16 protein-coding genes and 1 pseudogene are annotated in these 15,708 nt (G+C 51.8%); 12 read left to right on the forward strand and 5 right to left on the reverse strand.

What is annotated here, in order from left to right:
* Positions 1-250 precede the first annotated feature (250 nt).
* Together IE092_RS04415 and IE092_RS04420 are read left to right on the forward strand one after the other, a co-directional pair.
* Positions 251-634: a MerR family transcriptional regulator gene (locus IE092_RS04415; RefSeq protein ID WP_189355828.1), complete on the forward strand. Its 384-nt coding sequence runs from the start codon at positions 251-253 to the stop codon at positions 632-634.
* A gap of 69 nt (positions 635-703) precedes the next feature.
* A complete protein-coding gene (locus tag IE092_RS04420; protein WP_229793036.1) occupies positions 704-1,753 on the forward strand; it encodes an aldo/keto reductase in 1,050 nt (349 codons plus the stop codon).
* A gap of 27 nt (positions 1,754-1,780) precedes the next feature.
* On the opposite strand, the gene IE092_RS04425 is transcribed toward IE092_RS04420, so the two are convergent.
* Entirely contained in the window at positions 1,781-2,731 is a 951-nt protein-coding gene (locus IE092_RS04425) for a GlxA family transcriptional regulator (RefSeq protein ID WP_268249265.1), read from the reverse strand.
* A gap of 142 nt (positions 2,732-2,873) precedes the next feature.
* On the opposite strand from IE092_RS04425, the gene IE092_RS04430 reads away from it, so the two are divergent.
* Positions 2,874-3,635 carry an HD domain-containing protein gene (locus IE092_RS04430; RefSeq protein ID WP_189355830.1) on the forward strand — a complete coding sequence of 254 codons (762 nt, stop codon included), beginning with the start codon at positions 2,874-2,876 and terminating at the stop codon, positions 3,633-3,635.
* A 44-nt stretch (positions 3,636-3,679) separates the two neighbouring features.
* On the opposite strand, the gene IE092_RS04435 is transcribed toward IE092_RS04430, so the two are convergent.
* Positions 3,680-4,309 (reverse strand): TetR/AcrR family transcriptional regulator, encoded by a 630-nt coding sequence (locus tag IE092_RS04435; RefSeq protein WP_229793037.1) that lies wholly within the window; start codon positions 4,307-4,309, stop codon positions 3,680-3,682.
* A 26-nt stretch (positions 4,310-4,335) separates the two neighbouring features.
* Between IE092_RS04435 and IE092_RS18745 the strand changes: the two are divergent.
* Positions 4,336-4,700 (forward strand): annotated as a pseudogene (locus IE092_RS18745) (transposase); the annotation flags it as partial.
* Positions 4,701-5,079: 379 nt separating this feature from the next.
* Here the strand turns inward: IE092_RS18745 and IE092_RS19030 are convergent.
* Positions 5,080-5,502 carry an IS5 family transposase gene (locus tag IE092_RS19030; protein WP_373295318.1) on the reverse strand — a complete coding sequence of 141 codons (423 nt, stop codon included), beginning with the start codon at positions 5,500-5,502 and terminating at the stop codon, positions 5,080-5,082.
* Positions 5,503-5,795: 293 nt separating this feature from the next.
* On the opposite strand from IE092_RS19030, the gene IE092_RS04445 reads away from it, so the two are divergent.
* The 3 genes from IE092_RS04445 to IE092_RS04455 are packed head-to-tail and all read left to right on the forward strand — an operon-like array spanning position 5,796 to position 10,319.
* Entirely contained in the window at positions 5,796-6,890 is a 1,095-nt protein-coding gene (locus IE092_RS04445) for a HamA C-terminal domain-containing protein (RefSeq protein WP_189355832.1), read from the forward strand.
* On the forward strand, positions 6,887-9,520 hold the full coding sequence (locus IE092_RS04450; protein ID WP_189355833.1) for a DEAD/DEAH box helicase: 2,634 nt from the start codon (positions 6,887-6,889) through the stop codon (positions 9,518-9,520). Before IE092_RS04445 ends, IE092_RS04450 begins: the two co-directional genes overlap by 4 nt.
* A gap of 58 nt (positions 9,521-9,578) precedes the next feature.
* Positions 9,579-10,319 (forward strand): putative phage abortive infection protein, encoded by a 741-nt coding sequence (locus tag IE092_RS04455; protein ID WP_189355834.1) that lies wholly within the window; start codon positions 9,579-9,581, stop codon positions 10,317-10,319.
* Positions 10,320-10,561: 242 nt separating this feature from the next.
* Here the strand turns inward: IE092_RS04455 and IE092_RS04460 are convergent, their stop codons facing one another.
* Positions 10,562-11,575, reverse strand: a complete 1,014-nt coding sequence (locus IE092_RS04460; protein WP_189355835.1) for a GNAT family N-acetyltransferase — start codon at positions 11,573-11,575, stop codon at positions 10,562-10,564.
* A gap of 252 nt (positions 11,576-11,827) precedes the next feature.
* Here IE092_RS04460 and IE092_RS04465 point away from each other — a divergent pair, with 252 nt between their 5' ends.
* The 4 genes from IE092_RS04465 to IE092_RS04480 all read left to right on the forward strand — a co-directional run bounded on the left by IE092_RS04465 (position 11,828) and on the right by IE092_RS04480 (position 14,221).
* Positions 11,828-12,175, forward strand: a complete 348-nt coding sequence (locus tag IE092_RS04465) for a YbjQ family protein (RefSeq protein WP_189355836.1) — start codon at positions 11,828-11,830, stop codon at positions 12,173-12,175.
* Complete coding sequence (locus tag IE092_RS04470; protein WP_189355837.1) at positions 12,175-12,384, forward strand: hypothetical protein; 210 nt, start codon at positions 12,175-12,177, stop codon at positions 12,382-12,384. The genes IE092_RS04465 and IE092_RS04470 overlap by 1 nt, the downstream gene beginning before the upstream one ends.
* A 44-nt stretch (positions 12,385-12,428) precedes the next feature.
* Positions 12,429-13,055 (forward strand): tetratricopeptide repeat protein, encoded by a 627-nt coding sequence (locus IE092_RS04475; protein ID WP_189355838.1) that lies wholly within the window; start codon positions 12,429-12,431, stop codon positions 13,053-13,055.
* Between the two features lie 158 nt (positions 13,056-13,213).
* Positions 13,214-14,221, forward strand: a complete 1,008-nt coding sequence (locus IE092_RS04480; protein ID WP_189355839.1) for a hypothetical protein — start codon at positions 13,214-13,216, stop codon at positions 14,219-14,221.
* Between the two features lie 106 nt (positions 14,222-14,327).
* Here IE092_RS04480 and IE092_RS04485 read toward each other — a convergent pair whose 3' ends face one another.
* Positions 14,328-14,996, reverse strand: coding sequence for a phytanoyl-CoA dioxygenase family protein (locus IE092_RS04485; protein ID WP_189355840.1), 669 nt, complete (start codon positions 14,994-14,996; stop codon positions 14,328-14,330).
* A gap of 390 nt (positions 14,997-15,386) precedes the next feature.
* Between IE092_RS04485 and IE092_RS04490 the strand changes: the two genes are divergently transcribed.
* A complete protein-coding gene (locus tag IE092_RS04490) occupies positions 15,387-15,695 on the forward strand; it encodes a hypothetical protein (RefSeq protein WP_189355841.1) in 309 nt (102 codons plus the stop codon).
* Positions 15,696-15,708 lie beyond the last annotated feature (13 nt).

Raw genomic sequence — 15,708 nt, forward strand, 5'->3', positions numbered from 1 at the left:
ATCATAAAAACAGAAACGCTGCGCTGATATTGTCCTTTAGGGCAAAGTGTTGCGCACAGACAGGATGCCGGTTTTCACATGTGTATTTGCGAGAAGGCTGTGCTGGTGTGTATTCAGGCTCAGAATCCGCATTGAATCTGCGCTGACGTCAGTATTTCGCGTTTCGCATCTGATGAAGTTCGCGTATTAAAAATGCGTTCTACAATACCCGCTTGACTTAGAGTGCACTCCAACTTCTAGACTGCCTGCCATGACACACTTTCTGACCATACGGGAAACGGCTGCCCTGACCGGACTCAGCACGCATACGCTGCGGTATTACGAGCGTATCGGCTTGCTCGATCCGGTCGGGCGGCGCGACAACAGCCATCGCTTGTTCAGCCAGCAGGATCTGGCGTGGATACAGTTTTTGCTGAAGCTGAAAGCAACCGGTTTGCCGGTGCGCGAGATGCTGCGCTACGCGGAATTGCGGCGCGCCGGTAATACCGTGGAAAGTATGTCTGCCCGCCGAGCCTTGCTGGAACAGCATACGCAGGAAGTGCAGCAAAACATCGCTGCACTGCAGGATAATCTGCGTGTTTTACAAGCCAAACTGGTGATGTACGACGGGATGTTGCAACAGGCAGCAGCTTAGTTCCTGTCCGCTCCGGAGCAGACCGCGGGGCGGGAGACGTTTTATAACTTCATTTAACGGACATCCATCATGCAAACCAGCCACCTTACGCACACCGACCTTGTTTCACCGTTTTCCTTTCCGCGACCGCTGCCGCAGCGTCAGCTCGGCAGAAACGGGCCTGTGATTGCTGCACTGGGGCTGGGTTGTATGGGCATGAGCGAGTTCTACGGCAGCAGCGATGAAGCTGCCAGCCTTGCGACGCTGCAAGCCGCGCTGGATGCGGGTGTGAGCATGCTGGACACCGCCGATATGTACGGTCCTTACACCAATGAAGAACTGATAGGCCGTGCAATCCGCCGTCAGCGCGACCGGGTGCTGATCGCTACCAAGTTCGGTATCGTACGTGATCCGGCGCAACCGCAATTGCGTGGTGTGAATGCCAGCCCCGCGTATCTGCGCAGTAGCGTGGAAGGCAGTTTGAGACGACTGGGAACGGATGTGATCGATTTGTACTATCTGCACCGCATGGATCCGAATATCCCGATTGAAGACACTGTTGGTGCGATGGCAGATCTGGTCGCGGCTGGCAAAATCCGCTACATCGGTTTGTCGGAAGCGTCAGCGGAAACCATACGCCGTGCCCATGCAGTACATCCGCTGACCGCGCTGCAAAGTGAATATTCCTTATGGACACGCGATCCGGAAGCGGACGTGCTGAACTTGTGCCGCGAACTGGGTATCGCCTTCGTTGCTTACAGTCCGCTGGGGCGCGGCTTTTTATCCGGTGCGATCCGCAGCCCTGAACAATTTGATGCAGACGATTACCGCCGCCACAGCCCGCGCTTTCAGGGTGAGAACTTCACAATAAATCTGCAACTGGTGACGCAGGTGGAACAACTGGCAGAGCAGTACGGCTGTACGGCTTCGCAACTGGCACTGGCCTGGGTACTGGCGCAGGGTGAACACATTATTCCGATTCCCGGTACCCGCCGGATCGCGAACCTGCACAGCAATCTGGGCGCACTGCGTTTGTCCTTATCGCAGCAGGATTTACAGCGGCTGAATGCGGTTTTTCCGCCGGACGCCGTGGCCGGTGCGCGCTATCCGGCGCAAGTCATGGCGATGGTGAACCGCTGACGTTGTCAGCAGAGATGCCCCGGCAGATTAATCGCCATACTGATTCAGTTTCGCATGCAGTGAGGGTGGAATTCCGAACCGTTCCGTAAATGCAGTGCGGAACGCGGCTTCAGAAGAAAATCCGGATTTGCCGGTCACAGTTTTAACCGAGTGGCCGGCTTCCAGCAATCGTTTTGCCCATTCCATTTTGCGTTCCTCGAGATATCTGGCGGGTGTTATCTGCATTGCCGCTGTGAACTTGCGGTGAAATGTGCGCGTTGACATACCGGCGACCTCTGCTAAATCTTCCACCAGAATGCGTTCGCCCAGATGGTTTTCGATCCAGTCTATCAGCGTACCAAAGCACTGATTGCCCGCTTGCTGTGCTTCCAGAAATGAACTGAACTGAGACTGATGGCCGGGACGCCGTGCATACATCACCAGATGTCTCGCTACTCTTGCAGCCAGTGCGCCGCCCAGATCCGCTTCTGCCATCGCCATTGCCATATCGATACCGGTGGAGACCCCGGCAGACGTCCACATTCTGCCATCAACCACATAGAGCAAATCCGGTGAGGTATCCGCTTGCGGATACAGGGTACTCAGCTGCCCTGTCGCCAGCCAGTGCGTACTGACCCGTTTTCCGGTCAGTAATCCTGCGGCACCGAGAATAAAGGTGCCGCTGCAGATGGAACCGTAACGCTCTGCCTGCTGCGCGGCATCACACATCAGATCCAGTATGGCGCGGTGACGCATTGCGCGGCGTAACACGTCAGCCCCTGCCCCTGTCACCAGCACCGTATCGTGCTGCGTCAGTTGCAATTCACTGCAGGTCTGCGATCCGACAGGCACGCCAGCACTGCAGGACACGGCACCACCTTCAGGCGATGCGGTCACGATCTGATAGCGGCCGCCGCCGGCCAGTTCGTCTGCTTTGGTGAAGACCGACATTGGCCCAGCCAGATCCAGCAGTTCAAAGCCTTCGTAAATCACAAACACAATGCGGCGTAACGGTGCAGGGTTAATGGTGCAGATAATTTGGCAGAAAACAGTCTGATATTGTCATTTACGCCAACAAACCGCAAGCCATAAGATATTTTCACTGTGAACGCAGCAGTTCTTTCAGAGAGAGGAATCAAATATGCTTACAAATCAGGGAATCGGCACCATCAGCTGGCTGGAGCGAACCGGTGGGAAGCTGGCATGGTGGGATCGTTTGCATATGGTGTATCAGGGTGTGCAGGCGCAATCTGCCGCCAGACGGCGATCCCTGCATCAGCAACATATACAGATGCGTGAATTCAGTGAGCTGATGCCTCCGGATACCGCAGTCACCCGCGAAGCATTCGCCCTGTGTCAGGAAATCAGCCCGCCGTTTTTACTGAATCACTGTCTGCGGTCATATTTCTGGGCGCGCTTATTGGATAACGATTGCCGTCCATTTGACGATGAAGCGATGTTTACTGCCTGCTTATTACATGATGCAGGATTGTGTGATCATCCTTCTATACCCGCACATGATGCGGCGTGCTTTACCCTGGCGGGTGCTAAAGCGGCACAGGTGATCGCGTTGCGCCATGGTTGGTCAGATCGCCGGGCAGAGCTCGCTGCACAGGCGATTACATTGCATCTGAATATTCACCTTGATAACAGTCATGGCAAGGAAGCACAAATGCTGCGCAATGGTTCCGGTGCCGATGTTGCAGGACTGGGCCTGCATGTCCTGGACCCGGAACAGATTCATGAACTGGTAAAGCGTTTTCCGCGTCTGGATATGAGCCGGCAAATGGCAGCATTGCTGAAACAGCATACGCAGCATGGCCACTGCTGCAGAACTGGATTTTTACTGCAGCGCTTCTCGTTCGAAGAGCGCATACGGAAAAACCGGTATTTCAGTGAATAGACGGCAGTCCCGGATGTGTCTGACAAGGCGCGACATCCTTTTGATCAGGTAGCATGGCCTGACAAAATATAACCGCGCACCGCACGCAGGACACGCCGCTCCAGCGCTGCGGCGTCGGTTTCGCCGGCCAGACCGGCGCTGTCTATCATGCCACGGCTGAGTGCAATCAGATCCTGTGCGGCGATGGTCGCGTCCGGCGTGCCGTGTGTGAGCAGTAAATCCTGCACGGCCTGTTGCAGCGCCTGATTCAGCGCATTCGTTTCCTGATCCAAAGGCAGCATCAGTTCGGCGTATTCCAGATGCCGCATCAGTTGCGGTCGTTGTAACTGATGAGTGACGGCAGCACGGATCAGTGCCTGCAATTGTGTTTCCAGCAAGCCGCTTTGGGCGCAGACTTGCTGTACCGATGCCAGCAGGTCACTGCGCGCATCACGGATTAACGCGGCCAGCAAGGCTTCCTTTCCCGGAAAATACTGATACAGGCTGCCGATGCTGACACCGGCACGCTGCGCAACCAGATTGGTATTGAAACCTGCCAGCCCATGCTGTTCCAGAATGCGAGCAGCGGCCTCCAGCATTACGCTGACCGTAGCGGCAGAACGGCGTTGCAGCGGACGTTTACGTGCGTGCAGACGGCTATTTGCAGTAGCCGGTTGCTTCATTTCCGCGGACATAGAATGCGAGTACAAAATATGCTGCGGCGTTGAGTGTCTTGCAGATGGCTGACTGCCGCCGTTATCTCAAACAAACCGTGATGGTGTATTCAGATTAGGTGGGAGTCAATTCAGCAGCTATGATCGGCAGGGATTTCTTAAAACAAATAACATTCAGCAAAGTATGAGTCGATGTGGGGTCTGCCATAACAATGCGGTGGCTGAAAGTTTTTTCCAGTTGTTCAAACGCGAGCGGATATGTAGAAAATCGTAGGAAACAAGGGGGGCGAAGCGTGATATTTTTGATTACATTGAGGTGTTTTGTAATCCCAAACGTCCGTACAGCTTCTGCAAAAAGCTATCGCCGATGAAAGATGAAAAACAGTATTTCGGGCGACTGATGAGAGCCTAAGAAATTCGTGTCCATTTAAAGATTAGAACTCATTTCATAAATACCGTCGAAGCAAAATTATAGAGAAAGCCAGATGAACAAAGGCTGTGTATCGCTCTGCGCAATAGTCCCATCTGGTCAGTACCCTTTTGAATTTATTCAGCCAGGCAAACAAGCGTTCAATTTTCCAGCGGCGTTTATACCGGCGTAATACACGACCGTCCTGTGTCGCAGCACGTTTTCGATTGCATTTGTGTGGCGCAATCAGTTCTATTCCCATTTCGCCAGCTTTTGATCGAGCGGATCACTGTCGCAGGCACGATCCCCGACAAGTCGTTCGGGTCGCCCCAGCGTGATGGCTTCAGCGAGCGTAGCTTCGACAAGGGTGACTTCATGTGGGCTAGCAGAAGACGTGTACACGGCGAGTGGAAGACCATGAGCTTCGTACCTTTGCCCCGCTTGGTTTTTCCGATTTTTTGGCCCCTTTTTTTGCCAGCACAAAAGTGCCGTCAATAAAGCATTCTGAGAGATCAATCTGGCCAGCTTCTTCCAAATGACGGGCCAGTGTTTCCAGTATTTGTCTGAAAATACCGTCTTTTACCCAGCGACTGAATCGCCTGAAACAGGTTGAGCCGGAGGGGAAACGCTCCGGGAGATCTGCCCAGGATGCACCGGTACGCAAAACCCACAGAATGCCGTTAAGGACAGCTCGGTTATCGTGCATTTCGGGTCGTCCACGACCATCGCTGCGGCGTATGGTTGGTGGGATCAGGGGCTCCAGAACAGCCCATTGCTCATCAGTAAGTTCTTCTCTTCGTGCCATGCATGAAAGTTAACACATGGCAGAAAAAGTTAACAGGGGGTATTTATGAAATGAGTTCTAGAATTTGCAAACAAAAATGCTCAGTTGTACGTGAAAGCTGCAATCAGGTAAAATCTGTTATCAATTTAACTTCAAGATTGAAATTTACAGCTTTTAGCGGTCTCGGAGTTCTAGCGATAAATGAGATCACCTTTGCAATCACGGGCGGATCGCTGGGTAAAATTTATTCGTTTTTTAGTAGCTGCAGAGCATCAGCAGCTACTTGTGCTATAAGGGCTCCAGGAGAATGATGGATGGCGGAAAAAGAAGAAGAGTTGTTGCAGCTGAAGTTAGGCTTGGAGGGGCTTTTAGACCCAGTAAAACTTTCTCAGCATGTTGCTGTCGCTGCTGTTTCTCAACCGCCTTCGAAACCATCGACAACGCTGATGCATGTTCGCTTCGTCGAGGACAAGGCTGACGTGGCAAAGTTGGCCGCCTACCTTTGGAGCGCTGCGCAAAACTACTCGTTGTCGAGGCGACGGCGAGAGGAAATTCGTGCTCAAATTGAAGCGGCACCAGGTGGTGATCTGTCTGCATTCACTTTGGTTACGAATGCCGTACGAGATGCCTTTATGGAATTCAACAATGAATATCCACACAGATCTAGCGAGGTTGGCGAGTTGCTTGCTTACTGCATTGCACTTGAACAGTTGGGTGCAGCTCAGCTTTTGGCGAAGATGGCACTGAAGACAAACAACAATATGCCGGTGCACGGGTTAGATGGTATTCATGGAAAGGTCGAAAACGGCTGGCTGGTTTTGTACTTTTTAGAGTCTAAGTTGAGCGGTTCCGCCAACGCTGGCGCAAAAGAATTCGCAAAATCTGTTGCTGGGTTTAGCAACAACTCGAAGCAATATCAACGTGAATATCAACTTGTCAAAGAGCTTGGCAATTTGGATGCATTGTCGCCTGACGATAAGAAAATTGCGCTTGAATATTTCGACATCTTTGGGTCTTCAGATAAGCATCGACGCGAACGTTATGTTGGCGTGATTCTGTACTCAGATCCGAAAAGCTACAACTCACTTCCTGAAGTGAAAGATGAGCAGGAGCCTGGCTTTCACGAGAAGGTGTTTTCTGAGGAATATGCCAAGCAACTTGGAGCTCATCAAGCTTCTGCGCTCAAGCACATCGAAAACGAAAATGGGAATGCGGAGAAGTGTCGAGTGTATTTTGTAGCGGTTCCTGATGCGGATGATCTCAGAAATCTTCTTTATAAAGCGATGGGCTACGTGCCGTTGGGGAAGGCGACCAACAAGTCGGTCGTTCCGGTAGTAAAAAATGCCAGTGCTATGACGAAGACAGTACTTACCTCGAAGAAGAATGCGGTAAAAAAGAGCCCGAAATGACTACTTCCACTTTCGCTCAGGAGCTCGCTGAGCGGCTGATCAACAATAGCCAATATTCGTCCTTGCTTGCTTCGCTCCAGGCCAATGGGGTTATTAAAACGCTACACCGAAGGCCTGAATACATACCGATCGCAACGGATGATTTAGCTAAGCTACTTTATTGCGCCGAGGTTTTTGTTCAAACTGACAACGAAGCCTTGCATCGGCAAGCGCAGGAGATCGCGATTCACACATTGTTGGTGTCTGATCACGAAGATTGGGCTGCGCCGCGTGAGCGTGCGCTTTCCTTACTCACGGAATTAGGGAATTTTCCCGGATTGAAATACGTTGAACGAAACCTTGCGAAAAGTACGCCTTCACTGGCAAGCCTGATCAACCGTCGCGTCTCGGAAAAGCTAAACACAGTTGTCTTTGGCGATGACGATATTGCTCTCACTTCTTATCAGAAGTGGGTGTGGAATAATCTTCACAGAACTCGCGCTTCTGTTATTAGCGCACCTACGTCGGCAGGTAAGTCGTTTCTCGTTGTTGAACACTTATGCGGGCTTGCTGAAAAGCCCGGGCGATTTTTTGCTGTCTATGTGACGCCAACACGTGCGCTACTCTCAGAAGTTCATCAAAAAATTCAAGTGCGACTGCAAGACCAGCCGGGAATACGCGTCTCTACAATACCGACTCTCGACGAAGAGGCGGCCTATCCTAAACAAATCTTTGTCCTGACTCAAGAAAGATTAAGCACCTTGCTTTCGGTCGCCCCTAGCGACCTCATTTTTGAGCTCATAGTTGTCGATGAATCGCAGAACATTGCCGATGACTCTAGAGGAATTATTCTTCAGGACTGTTTAGAACGACTCTCCGAGCGATCGAACAAAACAAGGTTCATTTTGTTGGCTCCTGGTGCTGTTGGCATGCCGGAAGTAGCGAAGACTTTCGGAATTTTTGACCTTGCTTCATTGACTACGCAGCTATCACCAGTCCAGCAGAACCGCATTGTGCTGGCAAAGGTGCATAAGAAGCCCAGAGAGATTGCCCTTGGAGTGATTGGTTCCGCAGGCGTGCGTATCGAACTGGGAAAAGTGGAACTCACGGAATCGTTGAATGACACGAAAAGCCGTCTCGCACTTGTAGCTGCAGAGTTCGGCGGTGAGGGTGGATCTCTGCTTTACGAGACGGGGCCAACGGAAGCCGAAAAGACCGCAGCGTCACTGGTGGAAATTCTTAAGGCGAGAGGGATTAGGCCTGGCCCAGGACCTTTAGACGAATTATCGAAGTTCATCAAAGAACATGTGCACGCCGAATATCAACTTGCCGAAATGGTTCGCTATGGCGTGGCATATCATTACGGTAGGATGCCCAGCTTGCTTCGAGAGGCTATTGAAACCGCGTTTAAAGAGGAACGAAGTGGTATTCGATACCTTGTCTGTACTACGACGCTTGCTCAAGGTGTCAATCTACCTGCACGCAACGTCTTCATAGATACTCCTAAGTACGGACAAGGCAATGAACTCAGTCCTGCCTTGCTTTGGAATTTCGTCGGACGGGCAGGTCGACTTAATCAAGACGTGGTTGGAAATGTGTTTCTACTTGACTACGATAAGTGGCAGTCCAAACCAATGGACAATTTTGTCCCTTTCGTCGTGAAGTCGGCGGCAGCAGTTACATTGCGCACGCTTGGCGAGAAAATTGCCGAGGCTTTGAACTCCCGAACGCTGCCCAAAGCCCAGCGAACAAATCCTGATACTGGCCGCATTCGTTCGGGGGCGGGATTGATGGTCGCGCATGCTGCCCGTAAAGACATCCACGCTTACTTGAAAGGCATCCTCGGTTCGGCATCTGAAAAGGAAATCGAGAAACTTGCAGATGCGGCAAATTCAGCGTACCTGGAAATCGACTTGCCAGATCACATACTTACTGACAACTGGACGATTGATCCGTTTGGACTCAAACGGCTCTACAACAACTTGCTCGAGAAGATCGCTGAGGGGCGGGTGTTGGAGTTGCTGCCTATGAACCCAAAGGATGCGCCGCAAGGGTTCTATGAGGCGTTATTTGGCCGAATCGTTGAACAAGTGAACGGAGATTCGAGGAAGTTCGGGGCGCTTGCTGGAAAGCTGGCCGTGGAGTGGATGAAGGGCATCCCTTACCCAGAAATGCTAGGCCGTTGGATTACACGACAACGCACAAGCGAAGCAAAAAAAGCTGAGCAAGCTAAAAAAGATGGTGAGACTCTTGCGAAGCCACAGACGCTTGACACTTTGATACGCAAAGCTTTTGAGCTAATCGAAGACACTGTACGTTTTCAGTTTGTACAGCTTGGGAAGGCATATCGAGATCTCTTGCTGCAGGCACTGCGGGAGACAGGAAACGCTAAACTTGTACCGGAAGTTTTCGACTTTGCACTGGCATTAGAGCTTGGAATCTCATCCAAAGCAGGAACAGCTTACATCGAACTCGGCCTTTCAAGAATTGCTGCTTCTGCTCTAGAGCGGCTTTCATCTGATGGTGGGCCACTTTCAGTCGAAGCAGCGCGGCAGGTTCTCAGGGAGTTAGATGTTGAGACAGCTAAATTAAGTCCCATTATCATCGCCGAGTTGCGTCGCCTAGGCTTAATCAAGACTAGAGGTGGCTAGTGAATTGTGCAGTTGCGCTAATGTATTTTTTAATGATTTTTGAGCGATTATTGAAACCATGAAAATAAATGACCCGTTAGTTCGTTACCCATTCAGATTCGGAATCGCGGCCATAGCTACAACATTCGGTTTTTTTCTACTGAACTTCAGAAAGGCCGACATTCCCGGCACCGTTACTGAATGGGGGCAATTTGGTGACTATATGGGCGGCGTTCTGAACCCGCTATTCGGTCTCATCTCCTTGATATTAGTGGCAGCTACTTTGCGAAGCCAAACTCAAGCGGCAAAGCTCCAGGCCTTTGAACACCAGTTTTTCACGCTTCTCTCACTCCATTCATCCATATTGCAGTCCATCGATCGAAAGATGAAGGACAAAACAATCATGTATGGACGTGATTGCTTTAGATTCTTTTACCGTAGAATCGTCTCAATATCACAAAATGACCGAGTTCCTATGTCGACAGCTTATCAGCGATTTTTTGATGAAAACGGATGGGAGATAGAGCATTATTTTAGGACTGTCTACCATCTCTTCAAGCATGTCAAAGATCAAAGCGTGGAAATAGACGCGACCCCAGCTCAGCGAAAGCGATATTACGATCTAATCAAGTCGCAGCTTTCTCAGTACGAACTCGTACTTCTCTGGTTCAACGTCGAAGGCCTGAATCGTGGCAACTGGGATTCAATTCGAAGCGATCCAGAGGCGAAGCCATTCGAGCACTTAAATAAAGCGAACTTAGTTGAGAATCCTCCCGATATTCCTGTGGGAGAAGTTGACGATTCGACCTCGTTGAAATAATCCAGAGTTAGTTTCGCTTTTAGAGATCGGTGGGTTTGTGACCAGCTCCCCCAAATTAGCGCGATAAAGATGTAGAGACGGTGCAGGGCAACGGACAGGCCTGAATGTCCTGAAAAAGCCTCAAATGCGGTGTTCAGCACAGCGATCCGGCGCTCGCCGGCAGAAAGTCCGGGCTTCCGGGATTGCCGGATGCGGATAGCTGCATAGCCAGAGCGCTTGTTCTGCCGGTTTTTTCGCAGTCTTCAGTCTGCCGATTCCTGAGCCGGACGACGAATCACCATTGCCATCCCGACTGACTTCGGCGCCGTCATCTGAAAACCGAACTGGCTGTAGAGTTTATTTGCCTCGCCGTCAGCGATCAGGCTGACGTAAGCGCCGTCCGGCAGGCTGGTATGCAGGTAATGCATGATGGCTTGCATAATGTGTTTGGCGATGCCCAGACCACGGTGTGCGGGCAGCAGGCAGATATCTGTGACCTGATAAAAGCAACCGCCGTCTCCGATCACCCTTCCCATGCCCACGGCTTCGCCCTGATACAGCACTTGCACCGCAAATTGCGAATGCGGCAGGCCGCGCAGCGCTGCCGCCATGGTTTTCGGCGATAAGCCGGAAGCCTGACGTAGATGCAGATAGGTTTCGGCTGCGGGAATTGCTGGTAACAGGCGGTACGCCGGTAGCAGGCCGGATGCGGCGACAGCCATTACCGATTCCGTTGCTGAATCCGGTTCTGACGTTACTGGTGCTGTCATCAGTGGTCTCTGCATCAGATATTCATCATGCAGCACGCCATCAATCAGTAAAGCACCGTGATCTTGTCCGTAGATCTGAAAACCTGTACGCAGATACAAGCGCAATGCATTCTTATTCTGTGTATTCACACTCAGATGCAATTGCCGCGCGCCGGACAGCGCGGTTGCCGCATCAATTGCCACTTGCATCAATTGTTGTGCCACACCGCGCCCGCGATATGCCGGAGCAACATACATGCCCCACAAATTCACGCGATGCGCCAGCTTGCGCTTTTCTTCCTGTCCGATACCGGCAATGCCGACCAGTTGTTCGCCATCAAAAGCACCGAAACGTGCCCGTCCGGCTTGCGGCGCAAAACGGCGTGCCAGCTCTTCCACCGGTGTATCGCATTCCTCTTCGTAACTGGAGCCGAATGCCGACGGGATTTCCTGCAAACCCTGCAGGCGTAAGGCTTTGAAGGCAGCAGCGTCGGCAGGTGTTAACGGACGAATGGTAATCTCGGTCATAGTGGCGGGCAGAGTCAGAGTTTTGATTCAGATGAATTTAACAGATTTTTTGCTGCATATTCAGATCTTTGTGCCATTTTGATGCAGGCCCGCACAGCAGGATGGCGGCGCTGCCAGTGTCTGTGCTACGCCCCGTGCGCTGATAATTTCCCGCTTGCTGCCGGTAATCACTCTGTGGCACATTGACAGTCTCAGCTGCCACGTTTACATGCAGGGCGGTGTTCAGGGAAGTATCACGACAGGGAAAACAACATGCAAAAATCCATGATTACTTCGGCATTTGATTTGCCGGGATACCGAATCGAAAAAAATGTCGGCATTGTGCGCGGCATTACTGTCCGCTCGCGCTCTATCGTCGGCAATTTCTTCGGCGGCATTCAGACGATCTTCGGCGGCAATATTTCGATTTATACCAATTTGTGCGAACAGGCACGGATGGAAGCTTACGAACTGATGTGTAAGGAAGCGCGTAAAAACGGCGCAAATGCGATTATTGCGATGCGCTACGATGCCACCGAACTGATGGCCGGCGTGACCGAAGTGTTGTGCTACGGCACGGCGGTGGTGGTTGTGCCTGTGGATGACAACGGAGGCAGATAATGCGATTCGGAACGAAATTCTGTATCAGCTTATTTGTACTCGGTGCACTGATCGCACTGGTGCAATTGTGGTTTGTGGTGATGCCGGCGGATATTTTTTTCAAAGTCGAAGTGACGCTGGGCATCGTGTTTGTCGTGACGCTGGTGTTGACATTCTTCGCTAAGGAAGCTGCGGAAACGAAACGGCTGCGCGACGGGCAGGATTTGTAAACATTCACCCGAATCTGAGTGAATTTTTGCTTCTTAAGATAATTATGATGCGTCTTCCCCGCCTTGCTGCCGTTCTTCTTTTTGCGCTGACAGCGGCTTCGGCCACTGGCGGTAATGACCTGCAAATCCGCGTGAAGTCGGATTATGAATCCGGTGTGCAAATGGCGGAGCGTGGCGATCTGAACATGGCGCTGATTTTTTTCGGGCAGGGCGCAGAAAAAGGTGATGCGAAAAGCTTGTTTGCGCTCGGCACCTATTACCACTCTGGTCAGGGTGTGGAGAAAGATTTGCCGAAGGCGCGTGCCTTATTTGAACGCGCCTCTGCTGCCGGTTTGCCGGCCGCACGTGCGATGCTGGGTATCATTTACCGCGAAGGGCAGGGCGTGACGAAGGATGCTGCACGCGCGATCAGCTATTTTAAACAAGCATCGGATGGCTGCTCCGACATCGCGCAGGAGAAGCTGGCGCAAATGCTGTATGCAGGAGAAGGTATCGCGCAGGACCGCATTGAAGCACTGGCTTATCTGTACGTGGCTGCCAATTCTCAGGAAAATCCGGATGCTATCGCCGGTGTCCGCCATGTCGAGCGCGAGCTCAGCGAAGCCCAGCGTGAACAAGCCAAAGTTCGTTCATTTCATATCGCGCAAGCCATGCAATGCAAAGATCAGTAAAGCGATCTGTACCTGCCCCCGCAATCCATCGCAAAATCAATAATCAAAAACTAATTATTGTAAATAGGTAATATTGCCTGAAAATTACCATGTTGTTTCTACGGAAATTGCAGTCCGGCTGTTTAGAATGTGCATGTTTTTTCATTATCGGATTGTATATGCGCACATTTTTCGCGAAACAACATGCTCTCGCAGCGATGGCACTGGTCGCTGTGTTAGCCGGAACGGGGCAGCAGGCGCAGGCGGGGGAAGTGGTACCGCCGACCTCAAAATGGGTGGATTGCCTGAGTTTTGTACCGGGAGCACCGACGGCGATTTCCTATCCGAAAGACATGGAAGCACTGAATGTCAACTCCCGTGTGAATGCGGTGCTGACTTTTACCAGCCCGAATCGCGGACCGGCGCTCAGTTTCGAAGGCAGTGCGCCGCTGCTACCTTTCGCGAATGCGATTCAGCAGTATGTCAGCAATATGCGTCTGAGCTGCATGGACAGTAGCCAGTCTAAAGTCGTGCTGCAACAGACTTTTGACTTTGATGCGCTCGGACACCGCATTGTCAAAGCCAGTCAGGTGGATGATCCCGAGTTAAAAGAAAAAGCCAGATACAACGCCTGTATGGTGCATAAAAAGCCGGGCAGCGTTCCGGAATTTCCACGCCGTGCCAGCCGCGACGGACGTGAAGCCCATGTCTTTGCGACCCTGCGTTTCACGCAGGCAGATAAAGCACCGGAAGTCAGTCTGAGCAGTACGCGCGGACAAGCAGATTTTGATAATGCTGTTAATGCCTATGTTGAAGATTTGCGGATTCCGTGTCTGGGAAAGGAGCCTTTTGTCACAACCATACACTACATGTTTAGTTTTGATGATAATGGCAGAGTCGTGTTGAAGAGCGGCACTTTGGCGGAATTTCTGAAGTTTGCCAAAGCCGATACCAAGTCCGCAAAATTCGATTTCAACACCATGTCCTGCCCGTTTGATGTGAAGCTGCGTTACACCAAACCGTACGCGCCGAACATTGTTACGCAACTGGACAATTATGACGGCGCACGCAAACCGTTCTTAGACTGGCTGAAAGACCTTGAGCTGCAATTCGATAATAAAACCAGAGAAAAAGTGATAGGTTCGAACGTGGTACTCAGCGTGCCTTGCGGTCAGCTGGAATTCTGAATGTGCTGATACCGGAATCCGGTATTCCGGTGCCAATCTGTCTTTGAATAATACGATTAAGAAAAAAGCCCGTGGCAGTTCGCCCCGGGCTTTTTTTATCTATTGCTCAGCTGTTCGCCCACGCCAGACCATACGGCAAACTGCGCGGCCCGAACACGAAGTGTAAAACGCGGCGCTGGCTGTAGCCACTGGCTTTGGACGAGGCGTGCAGGGTTAGCGGACGCATGGCGATGATGTCGCCTCTGGCGGCGGTACACAGAATCTGACCAAGTTGTTCGCGGCTGGCGATCGCCTGTTCCGGCGTTTGTCTGCCCTGCATATGGCTGCCGGGAACGACGACCAGTGCGCCGTCACGGATACCGCATTCATCCAGATGCAGGCGCAGTGCGAGCATGTTTGCCAGCAGGCTGGTCGGCGGCTGCACAAACAGCATGCCTTCTTTTTCTGACCAGCCACTCAGCGCGGGATGCGCACACTTTTGCCGGACGGGAATGCTGAGATCCTGATGCAGGCTGACTAACCAGTTACGGCTGGCGGATTTCTCAAAGTAAGTGCATTGCACAGCATGGTCGTTGTCGCCGAGCAGGGTTTGTAATAAGGGGTGATTGCGCAGTTCGTCTGCCAGCGCGGCGCACCATGGCTGATCCAGCATGCAGCGCGTGCCGCCACGGTTGGCGGCTTGCAATACTGGTGTTTCCAGCTGCGCACAGGCAGCGGCGCTGAGTACGGCGGGGATGTGTGCCACGCCTTGTCGTTGCAAATGAAGAGCAGGCATAAGGGGCTTGAACGGCAGCTGAAAACGCGCAGCTTAGCCTGATCAGCAGATCGTATCAAGATAGCCAGCGGGGTTGTGCCGCTTCAGGATTGTCCGGAATGGCCGGAAAGCGGCTGTTTTTGTCCGAAATGCGGGTTTCTGCACAGCAACCCGGCGGTCGTCGGCAGAAAGTCCGGGCCTCCGGAAATGCCACATGACGATTTCTGCAGAGTGACAGTTCGCGGATACTGATCTATAACGTCATGGTGGCGTGCGGATTGCTGAAAATACTGAGCAAAAAGATTTTGTAGAAATTTTGGCGGTATGTGTAAGGAATCCCGTGAACGGGGCGACTGAGTCTCCGTGCCGCGAATGTTTCGCTGCTAATTCAACCAAACCAAGGAGATTCTCATGTCTGTTAAATCACTCGCTGCTATCGCTGCTGCCATCATCGCTTCCACCGCTTCTGCCGGTGCAGTTGCACAATCCACCTGCGGTAAAGGTACCTGCGGCAAAAAAGAAACCGTGAAGAAAACGGAAACGACAGAAACCACGCAGACCACCGAGAAAAAAGAAGCGTCCTGCTCGAAAAAAGAAGGCAGCTGCTCGAAGAAAGAAGCGTCCTGTTCCAAGAAAGAAAAAGAGGCTTCCTGCTCTAAAAAAGAGAAAGAAGCCAGCTGCTCTAAAAAGGAAAAAGAAGCGACCTGCGCAAAGAAATAAGCCGGAGCGCAAC

Origin of the sequence: Cognatundibacterium squillarum (assembly GCF_014652435.1) — a bacterium.
GTDB classification, from domain to species: Bacteria; Pseudomonadota; Gammaproteobacteria; order Burkholderiales; family Burkholderiaceae_D; genus Undibacterium; species Undibacterium squillarum.

What these genes read in the sequence shown, in the direction of transcription:
- IE092_RS04415 (WP_189355828.1), top strand. Translation starts at nt 251, where the DNA reads ATGACACACTTTCTGACCATACGGGAAACGGCTGCCCTGACCGGACTC.
- IE092_RS04420 (WP_229793036.1), top strand. Translation starts at nt 704, where the DNA reads ATGCAAACCAGCCACCTTACGCACACCGACCTTGTTTCACCGTTTTCC.
- IE092_RS04430 (WP_189355830.1), top strand. Translation starts at nt 2,874, where the DNA reads ATGCTTACAAATCAGGGAATCGGCACCATCAGCTGGCTGGAGCGAACC.
- IE092_RS04435 (WP_229793037.1), bottom strand. Translation starts at nt 4,309, where the DNA reads ATGTCCGCGGAAATGAAGCAACCGGCTACTGCAAATAGCCGTCTGCAC.
- IE092_RS19030 (WP_373295318.1), bottom strand. Translation starts at nt 5,502, where the DNA reads ATGGCACGAAGAGAAGAACTTACTGATGAGCAATGGGCTGTTCTGGAG.
- IE092_RS04445 (WP_189355832.1), top strand. Translation starts at nt 5,796, where the DNA reads ATGGCGGAAAAAGAAGAAGAGTTGTTGCAGCTGAAGTTAGGCTTGGAG.
- IE092_RS04450 (WP_189355833.1), top strand. Translation starts at nt 6,887, where the DNA reads ATGACTACTTCCACTTTCGCTCAGGAGCTCGCTGAGCGGCTGATCAAC.
- IE092_RS04455 (WP_189355834.1), top strand. Translation starts at nt 9,579, where the DNA reads ATGAAAATAAATGACCCGTTAGTTCGTTACCCATTCAGATTCGGAATC.
- IE092_RS04460 (WP_189355835.1), bottom strand. Translation starts at nt 11,575, where the DNA reads ATGACCGAGATTACCATTCGTCCGTTAACACCTGCCGACGCTGCTGCC.
- IE092_RS04465 (WP_189355836.1), top strand. Translation starts at nt 11,828, where the DNA reads ATGCAAAAATCCATGATTACTTCGGCATTTGATTTGCCGGGATACCGA.
- IE092_RS04470 (WP_189355837.1), top strand. Translation starts at nt 12,175, where the DNA reads ATGCGATTCGGAACGAAATTCTGTATCAGCTTATTTGTACTCGGTGCA.
- IE092_RS04475 (WP_189355838.1), top strand. Translation starts at nt 12,429, where the DNA reads ATGATGCGTCTTCCCCGCCTTGCTGCCGTTCTTCTTTTTGCGCTGACA.
- IE092_RS04480 (WP_189355839.1), top strand. Translation starts at nt 13,214, where the DNA reads ATGCGCACATTTTTCGCGAAACAACATGCTCTCGCAGCGATGGCACTG.
- IE092_RS04485 (WP_189355840.1), bottom strand. Translation starts at nt 14,996, where the DNA reads ATGCCTGCTCTTCATTTGCAACGACAAGGCGTGGCACACATCCCCGCC.
- IE092_RS04490 (WP_189355841.1), top strand. Translation starts at nt 15,387, where the DNA reads ATGTCTGTTAAATCACTCGCTGCTATCGCTGCTGCCATCATCGCTTCC.